We start from the raw sequence: 19,652 nt of genomic DNA on the forward strand, positions 1-19,652 counted from the left end.
TATTAATACTCCAATTTATAATTGGCCAAGTATTCGGCAATCTGCTCGATCTCTTCATCACTGAATCCGAGATCCTTCGGAGCAGGCATCAGGTTGCCTGGTTTAACAGCCTCTGGATCAGTAAGCCATTCCACAAGGTTGTCTTTTACCGGTTTTGAGCCTTTTGCACCGTTCGTATCATTCAGCAAGATACCCGCTACGGTCTCACGCGATCCCATACCTGTCAGGTTAGGACCCGTAAATCCACCTTGGTCACCCACAGCGTGGCAAGAGAGGCAATTTGTCTTAAACTTCTCAGCAAGCTGCGTGTCTTCTGGAAGTACAGCCGGTGCTTTCGTTGCTTCAACCCATTGATCGAACGAAGCTTGGTCAACCGCTTTCACTCGGAATTCCATGAATCCATGTGATGGCCCGCACAATTCGGCGCACTTACCGATGTATGTACCTGCGTTAGGTGTACTAATCGTCATATTGTTGACGCTTCCTTCTGTATTCGTATCCATTTTACCCGCAAGCGATGGAACCCAGAAAGAGTGGAGCACATCTGCCGTTTTCAGCTCTAAAGCGATTTTCTTATCTACAGGTATGAGCATTTCCTGTGCAGTTTTCACACCGTACTGCGGATACTCAAACTCCCACCAGAACTGATGGCCTGTAACTTTTACCTGAACTGCATCCTTGTCGTTCCAATCATTCTCTCCATAAGCAAAAACCTTTTGAATAGTAGGAATTGCAAGCACGAGTACGAGGAGCAGCGGAATAGCCGTCCAGATGATCTCTAGCTTGAAGTTTCCTTCTACTTGCTCCGGAACCTCGTTCTGATCCGGTTTTCTGCGGAATTTAATCAGCACATACGTCGCTATGGCAAATACAACAATAACCACGACAACCATAATCGATATCGACAGCTTAATTAAATCCAATTGCCCTTCAGCTACCGGACCCTGTGGTCTTAATACTGACAAGTCCTCACGGCCGCAGCCGGACAAGAGCAAAGAAAACACGGCCAACAAAGGAAGGAGACGCTTTACAGCCTGCCACCGTTTCATCATTGATCTACCCCACTTTTCCGATTTTCGTAGACTACCATCCGGCGCAAACAGCGGTAATCTACCTGCAATATCACGGATGAAATAATCCTGTCAATTAATGCAATCACTTATTAAATATAAATTTAAGGCTACCTTTTGTCAATCATTCACAAGGAGTTCACAAATTGTTCGAAAATTTGTCAAAGTCGCGCTATATCTGATTTTGCAACCGTTTTCATAGCTTTCATTCATATGACCACCCCTTTCTCTGATCTTGACATCGACAATTTCCAACATAGTAGATAATATGTATATATTTGGACCGGAGGCATATTTTGAAACCTGATTTGCTTATACAGAAATAAGAGAGAGGGTCCCCTCTCTCCCTTATTCTGTCAAGATGAAGGGGCCATCTCTCGTAATTGCGATCGTGTGTTCATACTGAACCCCTACTGTTCCGTCAGCTGTCGAAATAGTCCAGCCGTCATCACCCCAAAGCACAGCACCAAACGGCCCGAGTGTAAACACTGGCTCAATCGTAATCACCATGCCCTCTTTAAGCTTCCTGCCCTTACCGGGCGTGCCGTAACAGGGTACGTCCGGCGGTTCATGAATAACATTACCTATACCGTGTCCAACCAGCGGCTTAACAAGGCCGTAGCCACCAGTTATGGCTTCCTGCTCGATGACATGACCTATATCTCCCAAAGTGTTGCCAAGCTTAGCCATTGCTATCCCCTTATAAAGGGCTTGCTGTGTATCTTTCATCAGACGCGCCACGGCTGGTACCGGTTCCGAAACAGCATAGGTCCAGCCGGAATCGGCCAGCCACCCATTCTTATTCACTACGATATCAATGGTCACTACATCTCCTGCCTGCAGCGGTCTGCGATCTGGAAAGCCATGGCATACAACATCATTTACCGATGCACAGGTTGCAAACGGAAATCCTTTGTAGCCTTTTTGTTCAGGGGAAGCACCGGCCCCCTTCAAATATTCCTCCACCCTGGCATCGATCTCAAGCGTTGTGACGCCTGGCTGAACCCACTTGGCTATTTCACGATGACAAGCGGCCAGAATCCGGCCAGCCTCCCTCATGTACTCTATTTCTTTCCGGCTCTTGATCACAATTTTCATGTCCTTCACACTCCTTTGCCGCATAACCCACGCTTCCATAAGCAGGAGGGTATCGATATCAATATATGTGTGAAGGCGCGCAAAAAAACCGTTTCTGGAGCATTTGCCCCAAAAACGGTTTAAAATAGTTAATCACATGTGAAATTTACGTTATGAAACATGCAAATGGCTTCTCTTAGGCGGGTTGAAGTCTTACGATACGGAAGAATCAAGTCTTCCCAGCTCATTCTCTACAACGAGTGTAAGCTCTTCTTCATATCCTCCCATTATATGATACTTCCGGACATACTCCTTTACAAATTTTTTCGGATCCTTAGGCCGGAAAATACGTGTCATTTCCCGCAGACTTTCTTTAACCTCATTGTGACCTTTCGTTGCCATGATGAATCCCCTCCCAAAACGTGGAAATAATAACTCCGTTTAAGAGAATGCCGAAAAGATCTACCTCGTTAAATTGTAGCTGACTGCAGTTCTGGCGGTGATAGGTTGATATATTCAGCAACTTACCAATGCATCTGACACTATACATACCACAAAAGTATGTAACTGAATCATTCTTATATTGTATCATATTCCTCTAATTGTTTCATCTTTCCCAAAAAATGTTTTTTTGGGCCATTATTTTTGTACAAACCGTTGATGATCGGGAATTTGGTTAAGATAACGTTAGATACGTACCTATTAATGATATACGCTGACCGGAAGGAGAATCAGCTTATGGATCAATCGTTATTCACACTTTCATCACCAGCCGCTGCTGCTCCGCTCTTTCCTGTTGGAAACCCGGAAGAAATGGGCTGCGAAGCAGCGGTTCTGGAAAAAGTGCATCAGACGATTATTCACCGCTACCCCAAGATGCGCAGTTTTCTTCTGGTACGCGGAGGAAAGCTAGTATTTGAACGATACTACGGAGGTCATCATGCGGGTGCATTAAACGACCTTCGCTCAGCCACCAAAAGCTTTACTTCCATACTCTTCGGCATAGCTGTTCAAAAAGGCAAACTTCCGCCGATCGATACATCGGTGCTTCCGATGCTTAAACATTACGTCACTTCGCGCTCTCACCCTCTCCTTCATCGGGTAACATTAAGGCACCTGCTAACCATGACGTCCGGATTTGCTTGGCAGACGGGTAAGAAGCTTGGAGAGCCTCTCATTCATCGGTTTCACCGTAACCGGAAATGGGCTTCCTTTGCTCTGTCTCTTCCAGTTAAGGAGGAGGAGATGGGGACATTCCAGTACCGCAGTACATATTCCCACCTTCTGTCCGTGGCCCTAAGTGAAGCAACTGGAATGGATGCTTTTACTTATGCCGGAAAAAAGTTATTCTCACCCCTTGATATAACCCACTGCGCCTGGACCCCGAGTCCGGAAGGCCACAGCATGGGCCATGTCGGACTTTACCTTACGTCCCGGGACATGGCCAAATTCGGGCAATGCTGTCTGAACGAAGGAAAATGGAAGGGGAAGCAAGTCATACCGAAGGAATGGTTGAAGGAAGCGCTGGCTCCACAGGTTGAGGGTTATCCCGCCTTTGGAGATTACGGGTTTCAGTGGTGGACAGGTAAAATCGACGGTCAGTCCTTCTCTTTAGCTCACGGCCACGGCGGACAACAAATTTACCTGTTCCCCGGACTCGACGCGGTGATAGTATTTACCCAGGACAGCCATGTCAGCCGTTGGAAAAATCCGCGCATGCTGCTGGAGCAGTTTATTTTGAAATCCATTCTGGATTGACTTCTAATATAGAACACTTGAACCAACCATACTATCAATATCTAACGTACTAAAATGGGAAAGGTGGATATGGCATGAGTAAAGGTTCACCACGCATTATGATTCTTTATGCCAGTTACGGAAACGGGCATCTGCAGGTCTCCCATGCCATCGAATCGGAATTGCGCCGAAGGGGTATGAACGATGTAGTCCTTCTTGATCTCATGGCCGAAGCTTATCCCCTGATGTATGAGATCAACAAATTCGTTTACATGCAATGTTTCAAGAACATTCCCCAGGTATACGGATGGATTTACGATAAAACTAAACATATGCAATCAGACTCTCCTCTAGGAAATCTGCTACACTGCCTGGGAATGACGAAATTGAAGGAGTACTTATTGAATGAGAAACCAGACCTTATCATTCATACATTCCCTCAAGCCGCAGTTCCTCTGCTCGCACGTCAAGCCGTCAATTCACCGCGTAATGTAACCATCATTACCGACTTTGATCTGCACGGAAGATGGCTGCACCCTGGAGTCGACCGATACTATGTCGCTACGGATGACCTTAAGAGCGAAGCTATTGATCGAGGAATATGCTCCGAACGAATTATCGTAAGCGGTATTCCCTTGATGCCATTGTTTGATGAACCTGCTGAGCAGCTAAGCGGACTCCCAGATGGCTTGACCTTGGACCCTGACCGCAAAACAGTGCTGCTTATGGGAGGAGCCTACGGTGCAATGAGGAACTGTGACGAAATATGCAAACACTTAAGTCTGGAGCCGGATCTTGAGCTGGTGATTGTATGCGGCCGGAATGATGCTTTATGCCGGAGACTGACTAGCTTGTTCAAAGACCATCCGAATGTTCATGTACTGGGTTACGTCAATCAAATATTCGTGCTTATGAAGTACAGCTCTTGCATTATCACCAAGCCGGGAGGAATTACCCTTTCCGAATGCATCGCTTGCAGTCTTCCTCTCTTCCTCTACTCCCCCGTTCCCGGGCAGGAACACGGTAATGCCCTCTATTTCGAAGGAAAAGGAGCTGCGTCCATCTCTTACGAGCCTGAGGAGTTAGTCCGTCAGATATGCGCTCTGGTTCGAAATCCGGAAGCCGTCAATGCGACACGTAATCGAATGAAATCCCTCCATAAACCTAAAGCCGCTGAAACGATTGTGGACGACCTGTTTAAAAATCTACTTCATCTGAATACAGAACTTCTGGGCGTATAGGTCTATGGATATTCCTCCTTTATTCTGGATACGTTATGCATAGGAATCTTATTAAACAACTTGAGAGGAGTACCGATATGTCCAGTAAAGATAAGAGCATGCTTCCTATTTCACGTGAAGAGGTAGAGGTTGACGGTGTGTACACTAACGAATGGGGGCGTGAACAGCATCTTAGACGCGGTGAGGATTTCCCTACTGACCCTATTATGGGAGCAACGGAATGGAAGCTGACGGAAATTGACTTTGAGAATCACCATGCCGGCCGCACAGACGAGCGATTGATTGTTAAAGAAAAAGGGCATGGCAAACAGGAGAAGGTTGAGCCTAAATACACCAGCAATCCAGAAATAAATGATCCCCGGTCGTAATGATTCGCCATCATGAAGGGATTCTATAAGATATGAAACAAAGATGGCTGATGCTTCTCATTTCCGCCATGATCATTTGCTCAATCTCCAGATGAAATAAACCAAAATAAAGAAGCAGATCTAACCGCCCTTAAGCGGGAAAGTCGATCTGCTTCTTATTTATGTGCCATCTTTATTGCAGGGCAGGCACATACTTTGTCCAAGGCGCTCATATTGTATATTAGCTTGCCCTAAAGACAAGGAGTTGGTTGTATGTCTCCATTCAAATCGTCCACAGGAATTCCGGAGAACCTGGCTGCCACCCTGTGTTACTTATTCCCTATGGTTGGCGGGATCTTTTTTCTTGCCCTGGAAAAGAGAAGCCGGTACGTCATGTTCCATGCGCTACAGTCTTTGCTGACGTTCGGGTGTCTGGCGCTGGCTCACGTGCTCTCCGGCGCCGTTCCAATTATCGGTATACTGGCCTCCGCTCTGCTCGCTCTGATCAGTGTCCTACTGTGGCTCGTACTAATGTTCCATTCGATTCAAGGCAGATGGTTTAAGCTGCCTTGGATTGGACACTTTGCAGAGAAGCAGATTCAGCGGATGTAGTGATTAATGCGAAATAGCCAACTAAATCGGCAAAAAAAAGGGCATCCGCTTACGCGGCATGCCCTTCTGCCGTCTCTCCTGTCTGGAGGGACACGGCCTTATTCTGTTTCAATCCGTTAAACAACAGGTTGAGAATGATTGCAGTCAAGCTACCGGCTACAATACCGTTGTCAGCCAAGATGCGGATCCAGTCCGGCAGCTGCGCGAACAAGTTCGGCACTGTCGTCACGCCCAGCCCCATACCTACGGAGCAGGCAATGATGAACAGATTTTCATGACGGTTCAGGTCAACCTGGTCACCGAGCATACGGATACCTGAAGAAACAACCATACCGAACAGAGCAACCATCGCGCCTCCCAGTACAGACGACGGTACAAGCTGCGTCAAGGCAGCAATCTTCGGTACGAATCCGATCAGAATGAGCAAACTGCCGGCCACAACGATTACGTCGCGGGTTTTGATACGGCTCATCTGTACAAGCCCGACATTCTGAGAGTATGTTGTATAAGGAAACGAGTTGAATATACCGCCAATTACGATGGCAATTCCCTCCGCACGATAACCGCGGGACAAGTCCTTTGAATTAACATCTTTGCCGACAATTTTGCCGAGGGCCATAAATACACCCGTAGATTCAGCAACACTGACAATGGCCACGAGAATCATCGTCAGGATTGGAGTCAGCTTAAACTCCGGCGTCCCGAAATAAAATGGCTGCGGTGCACGGAACCAGCCCGCTTCCTGCAGCGGTATCAGATTCAACCCTCCGAAAGCGGCTGCTGCCAATGTTCCGAGAATCAGGCCGAGCAATACAGATATGGAACGCAGGAAGCCTGTTGAGAAACGATTCATTAAGATAATGAATATGAGAACACCAAAGCCAAGCGCCAAATTAAGCGGGCTTCCAAAATCATCGCTGCCCTGACCACCAGCAAGGTCATTTAGCGCCACCGGAATGAGTGTTAAACCGATAATCGTGACCACCGAACCGGTGACGACTGGAGGAAACACGGTGATCAACTTACCGAATAATCCCGAGAACAGTACCACGAATAAACCGGAAGCGATAATGGAACCGTAAATAACCGACATGCCATGCTCCAAACCGATAATAATCATCGGACCTACAGCTTGGAAGGCGCAACCGAGCATTACAGGGAGTCCAATGCCGAAATATTTGTTGCCGAACACCTGCAACAAGGTCGCAACCCCACAAGCCAACAAATCGATCGCAATGAGATAAGTCAGCTGTTCCGTTGTCAGACTAAGAGCATTGCCTACAATCAGCGGTACAATAATCGCGCCAGCATACATTGCAAGAACATGTTGGATACCCAGTGACAAAGTTTTGGCTGGATGACGACGTTTATCAAAAATCGGTTCCTCTGCGGACAACCTCTGTTCTTCCATGGAAATTGAAAGCCTCCTGATAATTTGGATTATTGTTTTACGCGAATGTAACGACGCCGTTGTCCAATGCCGCAATACGAACCAGAGATTCTACACGGTAACCCGCTTCCGCCAGCAGCCTGCCGCCAGGCTGAAATGCTTTTTCAATCACAATGCCGATCCCTGCCACTTCAGCACCAGCCTGCTCCACGATACGGGCAAGACCGAATGCAGCCTCACCGTTGGCAAGGAAATCATCAATAATGAGCACCCGGTCGCCAGGATGAATGAATTTTTTCGAAACGGTAATTTCATTGCTCTCCTGCTTCGTGAAGGAGTACACCTTCTCCACATAAATATCCTCACGGAGGGTCAGCGATTTCTGCTTCCGGGCAAAGATCAGCGGTACCTCCAGCTCCAAAGCGGTCATAATACCAGGCGCAATACCGGACGATTCAATCGTCAACACCCGTGTAATGTTTTCCCCTTGAAACAAGCGTGTAAATTCCCGTCCAACCTCTTTCATCAGCACCGGATCCATCTGGTGATTCAGGAATGAGTCAACTTTTAAGACTTGTCCATTTAGTACAATTCCTTCCTCCCGGACTTTGTTTTGCAGCAATTGCATGATGCCCCTCCTCATTGTTTGTATGTTCGCTTTATCACCGCAATGCAAAAAAAACCACTTGTCTCGTTACCGAAACGACCGGTATACGGAACAAGCGGGCTTGAACAGCAACTCATAAATTTACCGTCACCATATAGCATGGTCTGGGCAAATCAACGAATTGTTATCATCCCGTAGTCCAATCATTCCGGTGATCGGGTAGAGACGTGCAGGCCAATTCCTACACATATACGAGAAACGTACACTATGAAATTTACATTTCGTGAATGAATGAAGTATACCTCATTCTCTATGAAAAAATAAAGTGAAAATTTTCGGAAATTTATTATCCACCCTCAGGTGGCCGTATTCATACATCGCTATTCATGAAAAGTAACATGAATCTGCACAATCTCGGAACGTGAGCCTAGCCGAATTGGAGGTCCCCAGAATCCATACCCTGAGGAAACAACAGAATGGAGATTTCCCTTTTGCAAATATCCCCAGTCGTTCTCAAACAAAGCTTGTGTGATCAAATGTGCGGGAAACACCTGTCCGCGATGGGTATGACCAGAAACGACCAGATCAACGCCCTGCTGTTCTGCCTCGTCCAACGCATTCGGTTGATGATCCAACAGAATAACCGGTTTGGTCAAATCGGCATTTTGCATGATAGAGGATAGCTCAGCTCTATCTTTATCCTGCTTGTCCCGTCTTCCTACCAAAGTAAGATCATCTACAGTTAACGTCTCATCATAAAGTATGGTCATTCCACTATTCTCAAGGACGCTGATCAATTCCGTAATTTCCCCTTCGAAACGGTCATGATTGCCAAGAGATGCATACACGCCATATGGTGCCTGAATTTTGGTTAATATTTCATCAATCCCCTGGCGTAAATAGGCGGCCATATCATCATCAATAATGTCACCGGGAAATAATACTATATCAGGCTTCAAGGCATTGATTTCCTTCACCATTCGCTCTGCATGATCTTTACCTGAGAGCAAACCAAAATGCATATCGGAAGCCATCACGATATCCAACTGTTCCAGTGAGCCAGCTCCCTTAGCTATGTTGATATCATATGACCGGACGGCCGGACTATAGGCGTTAAAAGTTCCATACCCGATCAAAGCTAGCATTAGCACCAACACGGCATATCCTGCGATTTTCTCCATGTAATGTCGGCGAAATGACGTCAATCGCAACAGCCATAGACCAACATGCATCAGCGGGAGAAGGATGATCAATACGTAAAATATAGCCATCCAGTAGGATCCAATAATATTCAGTACAGTGATGTTGCTGAAGAACCGCCCAGAAATGAAAGATGTCGATACAACAGTCAGTACCACGATGTACAAAATTTTAAGCAGTCTGGAAGACCCCGGACTCATCCACTTCCATATGCTCCGGCCGATATAATAGACCAGCAAACCGTAAATCAAAAGCGTTACAATTCCTATAACAATAAACATCGCCATCCCCTTCCGTGCATTCATTATATCAGGAGGATTTGCCATATCCCCGCCCATGCAACAGAAGGAGAATCTACCCTAAACTATAAACCAGTTGGCCCTTTCGGGAGCAGATTGGTCACAATCGATTTGAGATTGCGGTCCTCCGTATACTTGTCCTTCCCCATATCAAGCTCGTTGACCCGGATGTATTTGTACTTCTCACCCGCGTCTACCGGCCTGAATACCAGCTCGTCATCAGTGTCCTGGGCCACCTTATACTCCATATCGTGAAACATCTCCAGGATCTGGCTGCTATCGGGCAGCTTTCCTTTATCTACAAAGATTAGCCCCCGAAGTTTTTTGGGGCCCTCCTCATTCATGACTGTAAAGTGAACGATACATTCCATTCCCAATATCTCCTCTCCAGTGGCTTCCCGCCGACCTGCTGCGCAATTCATTCGGGACAGCCTTCATGTATGTATTTTCGGGAAACAATTTCTAAAAACAGTAAAAGCCGGGATAGTCTCCCGGCGCCATCCCACTGCTAGTCTGTCCAGTATATCTATTTTTTCTACTTAAAGTAATAATAAAGTTAACTTCATGAAGAATCAAATGAAGCCTGTTTCTTACCCGACCTCTTCCCCTTCACTTGCAGGTTCCTCTGCCGTATCACCTTCCGAGGCAATGTACTTGCTTTGGATGCGGCCGTAATGCGGACCGTATGTGTTCTCCAGCTGCCGCCCCATATCCTGCTCAAGCTCGAACAGAACCATTTCCTGTGAGAAATGGTGCAGCAGCAGCTCCGCCATAACTGGATGTGCGGTAACGACAGCTTGGGTTTTCATTTCTCCTCCACGCATGCCGAGCATACACCATTCCCTATCGATAACAAAAGAGAATTTACGTCCGCCCTGTTTACGCTCCTCAATTCCCTTCCAGCCGGTCCAAGCCAATGTACGAGCGAGACCGTTATCAGGGCCATCGCAGGCCCAGAGCACCCGAACGCCCCGGTTCTCTGCAGCCTCAAGTTCCTCGCGCAGCAGTGTTGCTTCTTCTCGCCACACGTCAACCACAATTTCACTTTCAGCCTGCGCCAGTTTGCGTGTAACTTGCTCAAGCACTGCCTTATCGCCCTCCACACTCAGAAAAGGAGCCTCATTTCCATCTTGTCTCGGCAGACTTTTCTCCACAAAGGCGAGCGAAGCTTCCACCCTGCCCGATATCATCCGGGTTAGCTCCTCCGGCTTCAGTGTCTTGTAGCGAACCGGCTCCCCGGTTCCCCGCTGCAGCGCACCTTGGCGCTCCAGCCGCTGCATGGCAGCATACACATTAGAGCGTGAAGCGCCTAGACGCTTCGCGACCTCATATCCTCCAGCCGGCCCGTATTCGGCAAGGTCAACCATAATTTTTGATTCAATCTCTGTAAATCCCAAGTTGCGCAAATGATTCAGTAACTGTTCCATTTTCCTGTCCTCCCAAAGCTGCCTGAACGAACCATCGTCCACTTGTCCCTCGATCCTCGCGCAATCTGGCTTCTGCTGCGATGCTGCTAAATTTGTTCAGCACCGCACCTCGGGCACCATTTGGAGCCCTTCGGCAGGTCTGTACTGCAGATCTGGCATTTCACCGTATCCCGTAACTCCCCATCTTTAGGTAGATTCTCCTGGCTCTGATTGTTCTCCTGCCAGAAACGGATGCGCCGATCCAGCTCTAACTGACGTTCACGCTCACGCTCCAGCTCTTCCAGATGACGACGCTCCTTCTCGCGTACCTCCTCCTCAATTCGTCGAAGTTCCTCATCTTCCTCATCAAATACGGGCTGCTGCTCTTCAGCTTCCACCGCAACACTCTCAGGCTCCGGACGGTAAATATAAGGACTCTCGTCCTCTTCCGTAACCGTAATCTCTTCGGAATACAGCACTTTACGCTCCGGCTGTGTATCTTTCTCCTTCGGCTCGCTCCATTGCTCTGTCTTCGCCGTCAGATCCCCCAGCTTGCTACCGCAATATGGACAGAAGTTCGCGTCGAGGGCGACGGTACGGCCACATTGGCAAAGCCGTTCATTTTTCAAAATGGCAATCCGGTTGCGCAGTTCGTCGACCTGCTCTTGCAGACTGTCGCACGATTTAGCCAAATCTACCATTTCCTTCTCGGCAATGGACATATCCTTGGAGCGATAGCCCTCATAGAATACTTTTCCCATTTCCATATAATAAGAAGATTTTTTGTGCTCAATGTCAGAAATTTGGCTGTTCAGTTTGTTGATTTCAACAACATGCTGGGCTTTCTCGGTCGCTTTGTTTGCCCCGTCTTTCAGCCTTTGCAAAATATTCATCCGTATCTCCTCCTCATTTCCGCATGCGAGTTGTTCCGGTTATCCGGTTTATTTTCGCGAATCGTTCCTTCTTTGTTTTAACGATTTTAGTCAGCCGAAAACCGGCTGTACCGAATGTTTACTCAACATCCTATGTTATTGCAGTTACTTCCATGCAGGACCTTCCCATTCACTTCTGGCCTGGAATGTGACTCTATCATACCAAATTTACTAGCCTGATGGAAAAAGGTAGCATTTACCATTCTTCATCCTCTGATTCACCGCCCCCCGGACCGTATATACATAGGATAAATGAAACCCCGGGGCAATCCGGAACACTCCACAACCTGATACAAGATGTGCAGAACGAGTCCAATGAATTTGTAGTAAAAATAACATACAGAAACAAAACCCGGAGCCGCTTTCGGCTTCGGGTTTTGTTCTATTCATGCTGTATGCTTACAACTTGATATTGGCCTCGTCAAAGTATTCCTCAAGTGTCAAACCGCTCTCGGCAATATCAGGAGCAAGATCTTCCCCAACGTAGCGGATATGCCAAGGCTCATAAACATATCCGGTGATTCCTTCTTGGCCTTCCGGATAGCGGATAATAAAACCGTACTCCGGTGCGTTCTCTGCCAGCCATATGCCTTCCTTCGTCTGTCCAAAGGATTGCTCCAGCGCATTGCCTGCGCTTGGGCTGGATACGTCAATGGTAAGTCCCGTCTGATGCTCACTCGTGCCCGGAACTGCACTGATACGGGACGCTTCCTCTTCACCCTTGGTAGCCACATGGCTCTCATATACCGACTTTTGCCGCGCAAAGGAACGGTATCCGGATACGGCTCTCAGCTCGATCCCCTCGGCATCAGCCGCTGCGAACAGCTTCTCCAGCGCCTCTGCCGCTTCTTTTCTCATATTCCGCTTTTCATGCGGCTCATCGAAAGAAAATGGCACATTCGGTTCCACCAGATCACTCGGCTCATAACCATCTGGCAAGCTGCGCTCTTTATTGACAATTACCGTAACCGAGTTTTCGTTCGTCACGACCTGCTTTCCGTTCTCCTCACGTGCTGTAGCTTGAAGAGAATTTTCGCTGCGTTTTGTCATTACCGGGTCAGCTTGTCCACCATTATCCGGCAGGGTACCTCCCTGCTGTTCGCCGGCCTGCGCTTTCAGGTCTTGTTCCTGCTTCTCACCGGATCCTTCGGATTGACAGCCGGCCAGCATTGCTCCGGCAAGCATTAGAGAAGACAGCATCAGGCTTATCCGCCGTGTTCTTTTCCCTCTATCTTTGCTCATTGTCCGCTTCTTCCTTTCGTCCTCTGTCTCCTAGATGTCCATTGTACCCTATCCATTTGGGAGGGACAAACCCAGAAACGACAGAAAATGACAGTTTCCCGGCATTAGAGCCGAAGTTGCGGTAAACAAGTCGTTTTTTCGGCGTTTCACGCGGTATCTAAACAATCGCGATTCGACTGCATTCGCGTCTACTTGCTCTTCAGACCGCGGCGCCGGCGCTCGGCTTTGTTGGCCGCCTCGCGGACCACAAGCCCCAGCGCCTTCGATGCGCCGCGCACCTGCGGCAGCAGGCCGGCCCAATCCCCGGCCGGTCCGAGCTGACCCGGTGGAGGAGGCGGCGCAAGCCGTACCTCCACCTCCTGCAGCAGCGGCCCGGGGCGATGCAGCCGGCCCTCGGCCGCAGCCTCGGCCAGCCACTCGCCTGGAGAAGGGCCCGATAGGGCCTTCTCCTTCGGCCGGGCGGCCGCTTCTTCGGCGGAGCCGCGCGCCGCAGGCGGGGCTGCTTCGGCCCAGGCGCCGAAGACGCCGGCCAGCAGCGCTTCCCGCGGCAGGCCCAGCAGCGCCAGCCGCTGGAGCGGTTCCGCCGCAAGCCGCTCCCGTGCGGCTTCCAGTACGGCTGCGGCATGTTCGCAGGCTGCGCGCCCGCAGGTGCAGCGCGCGGCCGATCCTTCATCCGGTACGGATGAAGGGGCCCACTCGTCCAGCCATGGGGCTGGACGGCTCTGCAGCAGGCGGTACAGTGCCTGTGGGTCGCCGCTTAGGCGGTGTAGCACACCGTCCTTGGCGGCGGGTTCAAGCATTTGAACCGGGATGCTGACCCTTGCTGCCTTGTCGCTGGCTATCGTTCCGCACAGCAGCCCCGGCGTAAACTCCAACGTTATCTTTTCCTGTTCCTCCGGCGTCACCATCGCGGCGCTCACCATCCCTTCCCACAGTCGTATCTCGTGCAGTTACTCCAAGAACGAAGCCCTGCACGTCACATCCAGTCCTGTCCCTGCAGCTCGATGAGCTGACGCAGCTCTCCATCGGACATTTCTGTCAGCCACGTCTCACCCGATCCAACCACCTGCTCGGACAGAGCCTTTTTCTGCTCAATCAATTCATCGATCCGCTCTTCCAGCGTTCCCTGGCTGATCAGCTTATGAACCTGAACGTTCTTATGCTGACCGATCCGGAACACCCGATCTGTTGCCTGGTTCTCCACCGCCGGATTCCACCAGCGGTCATAATGAAGCACATGATTCGCACGCGTTAGGTTCAGACCGACTCCACCCGCTTTCAAGGAGAGTACGAAGAAGCATGCGCCTTCGCCTTCCTGAAAAGCACGAACCATATCATCCCGTTCTTTTTTAGGCACTCCTCCGTGCAGAAACGCTGGCTCCTTGCCATAGCGCTTGGTTAAGAACTTCACCAGCAGCTCACCCATGCCAACATACTGTGTAAAGATGAGTGCCGATTCCTCCACATCTGCTATACTGTCAAGAATTTCGAGCAGCCGCTGCATTTTGCCCGAGGACTCCATCTTCGGTGAACGACCGTCTTCTCCCCGCAGCAGCTGCGGATGGTCACAAATCTGCTTCAGCTTGGTCAGGGAGGACAGCACTAACCCCTTACGCGCCATGCCCGTACGATTCTCGATCTGTCCCAACATTTCATCCACGATAGCCTGATACATAGCCCCCTGGACCTCTGTCAATGGACAGTAAGATTTGATCTCCAGCTTCTCCGGCAGATCCTTACGGATGTCCGGATCGCTCTTGAGTCGGCGAAGCATGAACGGCGACACCAACCGATGCAGCTCATGAAGTCTTTCCTCCTGACCTTCTCCAAGGGCGTAACGCTGGCGGAAGGCATTAAACGAACCCAGATAGCCCGGATTCAAGAAGTGGAAGATTGACCATAACTCTCCCAGCCGATTCTCCACCGGGGTACCCGTCATGGCGATCCGGTGTGGCGCAGATAGCTTCATCACGCTTTGCGCCTGTTTGGTTCGATAATTTTTAATATATTGAGCTTCATCCAGCACAACGCTGGACCAGCTAACGGACGATAAATCCCCGCCATCGCGTCCAGCCAGGTGATACGTGGTTAACACGATATCATACTGGAGTGCTTCTTGCTGAAACGACTCGCCCCTCAGCCGGTGGACACCATGATGGATATAAAGGGAAAGATCGGGCGCGAAGCGCTGCAGTTCCCTCTGCCAGTTTCCAAGCAATGAGGTTGGACAGACGATTAGAACAGGACCGCTATGCGCTTCTCTTCTCTGGTCTAACAAACATGTAATGACCTGAATCGTCTTACCCAGACCCATGTCATCAGCGAGACAAACACCAAAGCCCAGATCACGCATAACACTCAACCACTGGTAACCTCGCTCCTGATAGGGTCTCAACTGACCGTGAAGGGAAGACGGAATCTGGCGGCTAGGAAGCCTGCGCTCTCCTTCCCCGTCCAGCAGTGCCGATAATAGCCCCGTCGTCTCCACTTCTTCAATAAAGAGCCCCTTCCACATGCGCTCTCCGTCCATTTCGGCCGTAAGATGCATCCATTCGGACAGCTCCATTTCACCCTGTTCATGCCGCTTCATGAAGCGAAGCACCTGATTGATCTCCTTCAGATCCACCTCAATCCACTCGCCCCGGAACTGTACATATGGCATATTGGCCTCCGCCAATGCCGCTAGCTCTTCACGGGAAAGCTGCTGTCCACCAACGGCAGCCGATACCTCAAATGATACAAGATGCTCCATGCCGAGAATAGGCAAGTGGTTGTCTACGCCGCCGTTTGGAGACGTGTCCTGCATCATTTTTAGCGACAAACCAACCCGGCGTCTCCCTTCCCGGCTCCACTTGGATGGCATTTGAACCGTCACACCGGTACGTGCTAGCCTTGGCACGGATTCCCTCATGAAAGATGAGAGTTTCTCCAGCGGCAGAACCACACCTTCCGGAGCAGGTCCCCTCAAACCTTCTACCAGCTCAGCAGATTGATCAGCCGCGCCCCCAATCGCTAGAAGCAGCTGTTCCTGAATCGATGTATATATACGTCCGCGGACCAGAAGATCCTTCTCTCTGCAGCTCCATATACTGTGCGCCGGTAACCACAATCCTTCATCCTCCCGGCCTCCGGCCCATAAGGATAAACGCCAATCCTTCTGCCCCTCCTCAAGCGGTGGTTCCAGCCGGAGGCCAAGCCGAATATTTCCATTCTCCGGAGGCAGATCTTCACCCTCTGTATAGGGGAGAACTGTGTGTCCGGCAGACTCGACTTCACGGGTTAGATCATAGACCTCCTCCGCAGCTCCCTGCACAGCAAGTTCACGGCTTACGGTAAGTAAACTGTTCCACCACAGCTCTGTCAGCGGTGAACGTCCTCGACGGTAATCCCGCAAGTAAGAAGAAAGTTTCCCTTCAATGCCCCGCACTGCTTCCCTGGCCTCGGCATCGATAACTGAACAGAGGAACGAATAGAGGACAACAGCCCCCGCCTCTTCCCGAGTCGCCGGTTCACTTCCTGCCAGTGCCGCAGGGACGCCCATACATAACGGCGGTATATTAGCTGCCAGTTGCAAAAATCGCTCCGCGTCTTCTCCTGTAAGCTGAGGCTTCCACACCGCTTTGACCATGTGCATGGTGGCGCTCCTTCGCCGTCCGGCCGAAGGAACCTCAGCGGTTCCCGGCGCAATCCGGCCGCGGAGCTGCAGCTCCAGCGCAAACCTGGCTGCCGTTGACCAGTATTCCATTTCTTCTCCCAGTATAAGACCCTTGCTCTGATAAAGCCCGGCATCCAGTGAAAGCAGCATCGTGAAAGCATCTCCCGGGGTCAGGGCCAAACCTTCCATCGTTCGCCCTCCCAGTGTCTTGCGTTCCGTACGCCGCACATTTTTCACCACTGCCGATTGAACAGGGTATCTCATTTCTGCCAGCCGGAGCGAGGCATGTGCAAATGGACGGATTCCGTCATCAAGCTGAACCTTTCTTATGACCCTGCTCCATGCATCCACTTTGGGTTCCGATACTTCACCGGAAAAACAAAAGAAAGCGTCTCCTAGCCATACGCCATACAGCGGTTGATTCATGGTTGTCTCCTGTCTTTTTTCCTGCTTTACAGATATTATTCTTATCTTAAACGATAGCGGACTAATTTCAAAACGATATCCTGTTCATGAGACATCCTACATATTCATCATTTTTCCGTTCATGTGACACTTTTTAGTTTTTCTACCGTAACTATTTATTATAACGTGTTTCGGGGAGGTTGGTTTACATGGCTATCGGTTTTATTAGTATTTTTGGAATCTTTGCGTTACTTATTCCCTTTATGTTCTTCATCCTTCATATCGCCATCTGTGTCTGGGGCTTCCGTGACGCCAGACGCAGAGGCAGAAGTTCTGAATATGCCCTGCTCGTGGTTCTGGGCCTCTTGTTCTTTCCCGTCGTCGGCGTCATTGTGTATCTCCTGATACGTGATTATTAACAGAATGAGCCTTCAACAGTCAGTTACCCAAGAAGAAACGCCTTCAGCATCCTACATTAGGATGAAGAGCGTTTCTTCAGAAAATATTAGATTATATATACGTGAAACAGGTAAATTCTAATATTTATGACTAAAAACAGCAATTATTGCTTGACGGCCAGCTATCGGCTAGCGCTCGACTGATACCTATGCTCATGTTAATGACTAGTACTGACGCGATACGCCTGCCCCTACTGCTACTGATACTTATATAAATCCACGACTAACGGACACCACAGCCCTTATTTGCTGAACAATCATCCGATTTGGGTTCTAACGGACACAAGCGACCTTGTTTTGGAAAAAGTGAGCGAAACAAGACATTTGCACCTGCTATAGCGTCATCTGTGTCCGTTAGCATTCAAAATGTCTAAAATCACCCCAAATAGCGTCTCCTGTGTCCGCAGCTCTCAAACCTGCTCATTGTCCAGGTTAATAAAAAGTCTTATAGCGATCGATGTAGGTATGCTTATGGCATACCATCGCCATTTCTTCATCGGTACTATGAAGTCAAAGTCAAACACTGACTTTGAATTTGAGCTATATTTGCACAAAAAAAAGGTGTCCACTGCCGGTTACGGCAAGCGGACACCTCTTTTAACATATGGCGGGATACCCGCATTTACATACACTGTTACGCTAATTGCGCAAACTTTTTCCAACTTCTTACTTCTTACTCCATACTTCTTACTTCGTTTTCAGACTAGCCCAAGACTGTTCCAATGCCTCGAACAGTTGAGTTTTGTCCACATTGCCTGCGACATACCCCTGCATTTGGCTACCGAATTCGTTCATACCGCCATCAGGGAATTTGTTGAATTCCCAAGAAAGTGCTTTACCTTCCTGGCTGTATTTCATAACATCGCTTCCCAGATCGCCAAGCAGCTCCTTATTCGCTTCAATGGATTTGAAAGCCGGAATGAATTTAAAGTCTTCTGCGATATATTTCTTACCTGTCTCAGAAGTTACTAGCCAGTTCAGGAATTCTTTTGCTTCATCCTTCATCTTAGAGTCCTTATTGACAACCCAGTTGTTAGGTACGCCGATTGGAAGCTTATCGTTCTGCTCTGCATTGTCGTTAATTGGCATCGGTAGGAAACCGATATTCAATTCCGGGTTGATGCCGTCAATCTGAACCTGTGTCCAGTTACCGTTTTGCGTCATAGCAGCTTCACCACTTGCAAATGTCGTAATTTCGGTATTATAGTCGGTTGTCAGCGGGTTCTTCTGTCCATATTTCAATGTCAAATCAAACAGTTTAGTCCACTCGTCAAGCACTGCATTACCGGCCATTTTCTCTTTGCCTTCGTTCAGACCTGTAACAAATGCATTTGGGTCCTTCTGATGGGCAAACCCGATGTTAAGCAGGTGGTTGGCCAAAATCCATGTTTCCTGATATCCGTTCACAAACGGTGTGATTCCGGCTGCTTGTAGCTTCTGAGCTGCTGCTTCCAACTCGGTCAACGTTTTAGGAAGCTCTGTAATCCCTGCCTTGGCAAACAGGTCTTTGTTATAAATAAATCCATAACCTTCGATTGCCATTGGCTGACCATAAAGCTTGCCATCCTTCGTCATAGGCTCCTTCGCAACATCCACAACGTCACTTACCCATGGCTGGTCCGATAAATCTTCAAGCTTCTCAAACCAGGTATTCAGATCTCTGTAGCCGGCGACATTAAAGACGTCAGGCTGATCGCCGGAGGCAAATTTCGCTTTCAATGCAGCGCCGTAGTCCGAACCACCACCGACGGTCTGAATGTCCAGCTTGATGCCTGGATGCTCTTTCTCGTATTCTTCCTTCATTTTGTTCATGGCTTCAGCAATTTCCACTTTAAATTGGAAAATTTTCAGCGTCTTGGTTCCGCTTTGGCCTCCATCAGCCTCCTTGGTATCTTCCTTGGCACCGCCGCAGCCTGCCAGAAGAGTTGAAAATGCCAATACCATCACCAGCGCGAGCTTACTGTATTTCTTCAT

The 19,652-nt window shown here is 49.1% G+C and carries 18 protein-coding genes and 1 riboswitch; of the genes, 5 read left to right on the plus strand and 13 right to left on the minus strand.

Going from position 1 to position 19,652, the window contains the following annotated elements; genetic code table 11:
- Positions 1-2: 2 nt before the first annotated feature.
- The 3 genes from coxB to B9N86_RS25905 form a co-directional block, all read right to left on the minus strand.
- Positions 3-1,052 (minus strand): cytochrome c oxidase subunit II, encoded by a 1,050-nt coding sequence (gene coxB / locus B9N86_RS25895; protein ID WP_208915947.1) that lies wholly within the window; start codon positions 1,050-1,052, stop codon positions 3-5.
- A 366-nt stretch (positions 1,053-1,418) separates the two neighbouring features.
- Positions 1,419-2,168 (minus strand): type I methionyl aminopeptidase, encoded by a 750-nt coding sequence (map, locus tag B9N86_RS25900; protein ID WP_208915948.1) that lies wholly within the window; start codon positions 2,166-2,168, stop codon positions 1,419-1,421.
- A gap of 192 nt (positions 2,169-2,360) precedes the next feature.
- Complete coding sequence (locus B9N86_RS25905) at positions 2,361-2,549, minus strand: hypothetical protein (RefSeq protein WP_208915949.1); 189 nt, start codon at positions 2,547-2,549, stop codon at positions 2,361-2,363.
- Between the two features lie 336 nt (positions 2,550-2,885).
- Between B9N86_RS25905 and B9N86_RS25910 the strand changes: the two genes are divergently transcribed.
- From B9N86_RS25910 to B9N86_RS25925, 4 genes are all read left to right on the plus strand, one after another.
- On the plus strand, positions 2,886-3,905 hold the full coding sequence (locus tag B9N86_RS25910; RefSeq protein ID WP_208915950.1) for a serine hydrolase domain-containing protein: 1,020 nt from the start codon (positions 2,886-2,888) through the stop codon (positions 3,903-3,905).
- Positions 3,906-3,979: 74 nt separating this feature from the next.
- Positions 3,980-5,125, plus strand: coding sequence for an MGDG synthase family glycosyltransferase (locus B9N86_RS25915; protein ID WP_208915951.1), 1,146 nt, complete (start codon positions 3,980-3,982; stop codon positions 5,123-5,125).
- Between the two features lie 77 nt (positions 5,126-5,202).
- Entirely contained in the window at positions 5,203-5,493 is a 291-nt protein-coding gene (locus tag B9N86_RS25920) for a transposase (RefSeq protein ID WP_208915952.1), read from the plus strand.
- Between the two features lie 252 nt (positions 5,494-5,745).
- Positions 5,746-6,084: a DUF4870 domain-containing protein gene (locus tag B9N86_RS25925; protein ID WP_208915953.1), complete on the plus strand. Its 339-nt coding sequence runs from the start codon at positions 5,746-5,748 to the stop codon at positions 6,082-6,084.
- Between the two features lie 49 nt (positions 6,085-6,133).
- On the opposite strand, the gene B9N86_RS25930 is transcribed toward B9N86_RS25925, so the two are convergent.
- From B9N86_RS25930 to B9N86_RS25970, 9 genes are all read right to left on the minus strand, one after another.
- Entirely contained in the window at positions 6,134-7,495 is a 1,362-nt protein-coding gene (locus B9N86_RS25930) for a nucleobase:cation symporter-2 family protein (protein WP_208915954.1), read from the minus strand.
- A gap of 37 nt (positions 7,496-7,532) precedes the next feature.
- Positions 7,533-8,102: a xanthine phosphoribosyltransferase gene (locus B9N86_RS25935; protein WP_208915955.1), complete on the minus strand. Its 570-nt coding sequence runs from the start codon at positions 8,100-8,102 to the stop codon at positions 7,533-7,535.
- A gap of 154 nt (positions 8,103-8,256) precedes the next feature.
- A riboswitch (purine riboswitch) is annotated at positions 8,257-8,356 on the minus strand.
- Between the two features lie 105 nt (positions 8,357-8,461).
- On the minus strand, positions 8,462-9,562 hold the full coding sequence (locus B9N86_RS25940) for a metallophosphoesterase (RefSeq protein ID WP_208920766.1): 1,101 nt from the start codon (positions 9,560-9,562) through the stop codon (positions 8,462-8,464).
- An 83-nt stretch (positions 9,563-9,645) separates the two neighbouring features.
- Positions 9,646-9,951 carry a hypothetical protein gene (locus B9N86_RS25945; RefSeq protein WP_208920769.1) on the minus strand — a complete coding sequence of 102 codons (306 nt, stop codon included), beginning with the start codon at positions 9,949-9,951 and terminating at the stop codon, positions 9,646-9,648.
- A 219-nt stretch (positions 9,952-10,170) separates the two neighbouring features.
- Positions 10,171-11,007, minus strand: coding sequence for a TrmB family transcriptional regulator (locus tag B9N86_RS25950; RefSeq protein WP_208915956.1), 837 nt, complete (start codon positions 11,005-11,007; stop codon positions 10,171-10,173).
- 86 nt (positions 11,008-11,093) lie between these two features.
- Positions 11,094-11,879, minus strand: coding sequence for a zinc ribbon domain-containing protein (locus B9N86_RS25955; protein WP_208915957.1), 786 nt, complete (start codon positions 11,877-11,879; stop codon positions 11,094-11,096).
- Positions 11,880-12,317: 438 nt separating this feature from the next.
- A complete protein-coding gene (locus B9N86_RS25960; protein WP_208915958.1) occupies positions 12,318-13,160 on the minus strand; it encodes a M15 family metallopeptidase in 843 nt (280 codons plus the stop codon).
- 188 nt (positions 13,161-13,348) lie between these two features.
- On the minus strand, positions 13,349-14,068 hold the full coding sequence (locus tag B9N86_RS25965) for a hypothetical protein (protein WP_208915959.1): 720 nt from the start codon (positions 14,066-14,068) through the stop codon (positions 13,349-13,351).
- Positions 14,069-14,136: 68 nt separating this feature from the next.
- Positions 14,137-17,241: a DEAD/DEAH box helicase gene (locus tag B9N86_RS25970; protein WP_208915960.1), complete on the minus strand. Its 3,105-nt coding sequence runs from the start codon at positions 17,239-17,241 to the stop codon at positions 14,137-14,139.
- Between the two features lie 188 nt (positions 17,242-17,429).
- Here B9N86_RS25970 and B9N86_RS25975 point away from each other — a divergent pair, with 188 nt between their 5' ends.
- Positions 17,430-17,639: a PLDc N-terminal domain-containing protein gene (locus tag B9N86_RS25975; protein ID WP_208915961.1), complete on the plus strand. Its 210-nt coding sequence runs from the start codon at positions 17,430-17,432 to the stop codon at positions 17,637-17,639.
- A 726-nt stretch (positions 17,640-18,365) separates the two neighbouring features.
- Here B9N86_RS25975 and B9N86_RS25980 read toward each other — a convergent pair.
- Positions 18,366-19,652: an ABC transporter substrate-binding protein gene (locus tag B9N86_RS25980; RefSeq protein ID WP_208915962.1), complete on the minus strand. Its 1,287-nt coding sequence runs from the start codon at positions 19,650-19,652 to the stop codon at positions 18,366-18,368.

It is taken from the genome of Paenibacillus uliginis N3/975, assembly GCF_900177425.1.
GTDB lineage: Bacteria > Bacillota > Bacilli > Paenibacillales > Paenibacillaceae > Paenibacillus_AQ > Paenibacillus_AQ uliginis.

Bases quoted from the DNA above. Each gene is read 5' to 3' on its own strand.
- B9N86_RS25980 (WP_208915962.1), bottom strand. From the start codon at position 19,652: ATGAAGAAATACAGTAAGCTCGCGCTGGTGATGGTATTGGCATTTTCA.
- map (WP_208915948.1), bottom strand. From the start codon at position 2,168: ATGAAAATTGTGATCAAGAGCCGGAAAGAAATAGAGTACATGAGGGAG.
- coxB (WP_208915947.1), bottom strand. From the start codon at position 1,052: ATGATGAAACGGTGGCAGGCTGTAAAGCGTCTCCTTCCTTTGTTGGCC.
- B9N86_RS25940 (WP_208920766.1), bottom strand. From the start codon at position 9,562: ATGTTTATTGTTATAGGAATTGTAACGCTTTTGATTTACGGTTTGCTG.
- B9N86_RS25905 (WP_208915949.1), bottom strand. From the start codon at position 2,549: ATGGCAACGAAAGGTCACAATGAGGTTAAAGAAAGTCTGCGGGAAATG.
- B9N86_RS25925 (WP_208915953.1), top strand. From the start codon at position 5,746: ATGTCTCCATTCAAATCGTCCACAGGAATTCCGGAGAACCTGGCTGCC.
- B9N86_RS25955 (WP_208915957.1), bottom strand. From the start codon at position 11,879: ATGAATATTTTGCAAAGGCTGAAAGACGGGGCAAACAAAGCGACCGAG.
- B9N86_RS25975 (WP_208915961.1), top strand. From the start codon at position 17,430: ATGGCTATCGGTTTTATTAGTATTTTTGGAATCTTTGCGTTACTTATT.
- B9N86_RS25950 (WP_208915956.1), bottom strand. From the start codon at position 11,007: ATGGAACAGTTACTGAATCATTTGCGCAACTTGGGATTTACAGAGATT.
- B9N86_RS25965 (WP_208915959.1), bottom strand. From the start codon at position 14,068: ATGGTGACGCCGGAGGAACAGGAAAAGATAACGTTGGAGTTTACGCCG.
- B9N86_RS25930 (WP_208915954.1), bottom strand. From the start codon at position 7,495: ATGGAAGAACAGAGGTTGTCCGCAGAGGAACCGATTTTTGATAAACGT.
- B9N86_RS25960 (WP_208915958.1), bottom strand. From the start codon at position 13,160: ATGAGCAAAGATAGAGGGAAAAGAACACGGCGGATAAGCCTGATGCTG.
- B9N86_RS25970 (WP_208915960.1), bottom strand. From the start codon at position 17,241: ATGAATCAACCGCTGTATGGCGTATGGCTAGGAGACGCTTTCTTTTGT.
- B9N86_RS25920 (WP_208915952.1), top strand. From the start codon at position 5,203: ATGTCCAGTAAAGATAAGAGCATGCTTCCTATTTCACGTGAAGAGGTA.
- B9N86_RS25910 (WP_208915950.1), top strand. From the start codon at position 2,886: ATGGATCAATCGTTATTCACACTTTCATCACCAGCCGCTGCTGCTCCG.
- B9N86_RS25935 (WP_208915955.1), bottom strand. From the start codon at position 8,102: ATGCAATTGCTGCAAAACAAAGTCCGGGAGGAAGGAATTGTACTAAAT.
- B9N86_RS25915 (WP_208915951.1), top strand. From the start codon at position 3,980: ATGAGTAAAGGTTCACCACGCATTATGATTCTTTATGCCAGTTACGGA.
- B9N86_RS25945 (WP_208920769.1), bottom strand. From the start codon at position 9,951: ATGGAATGTATCGTTCACTTTACAGTCATGAATGAGGAGGGCCCCAAA.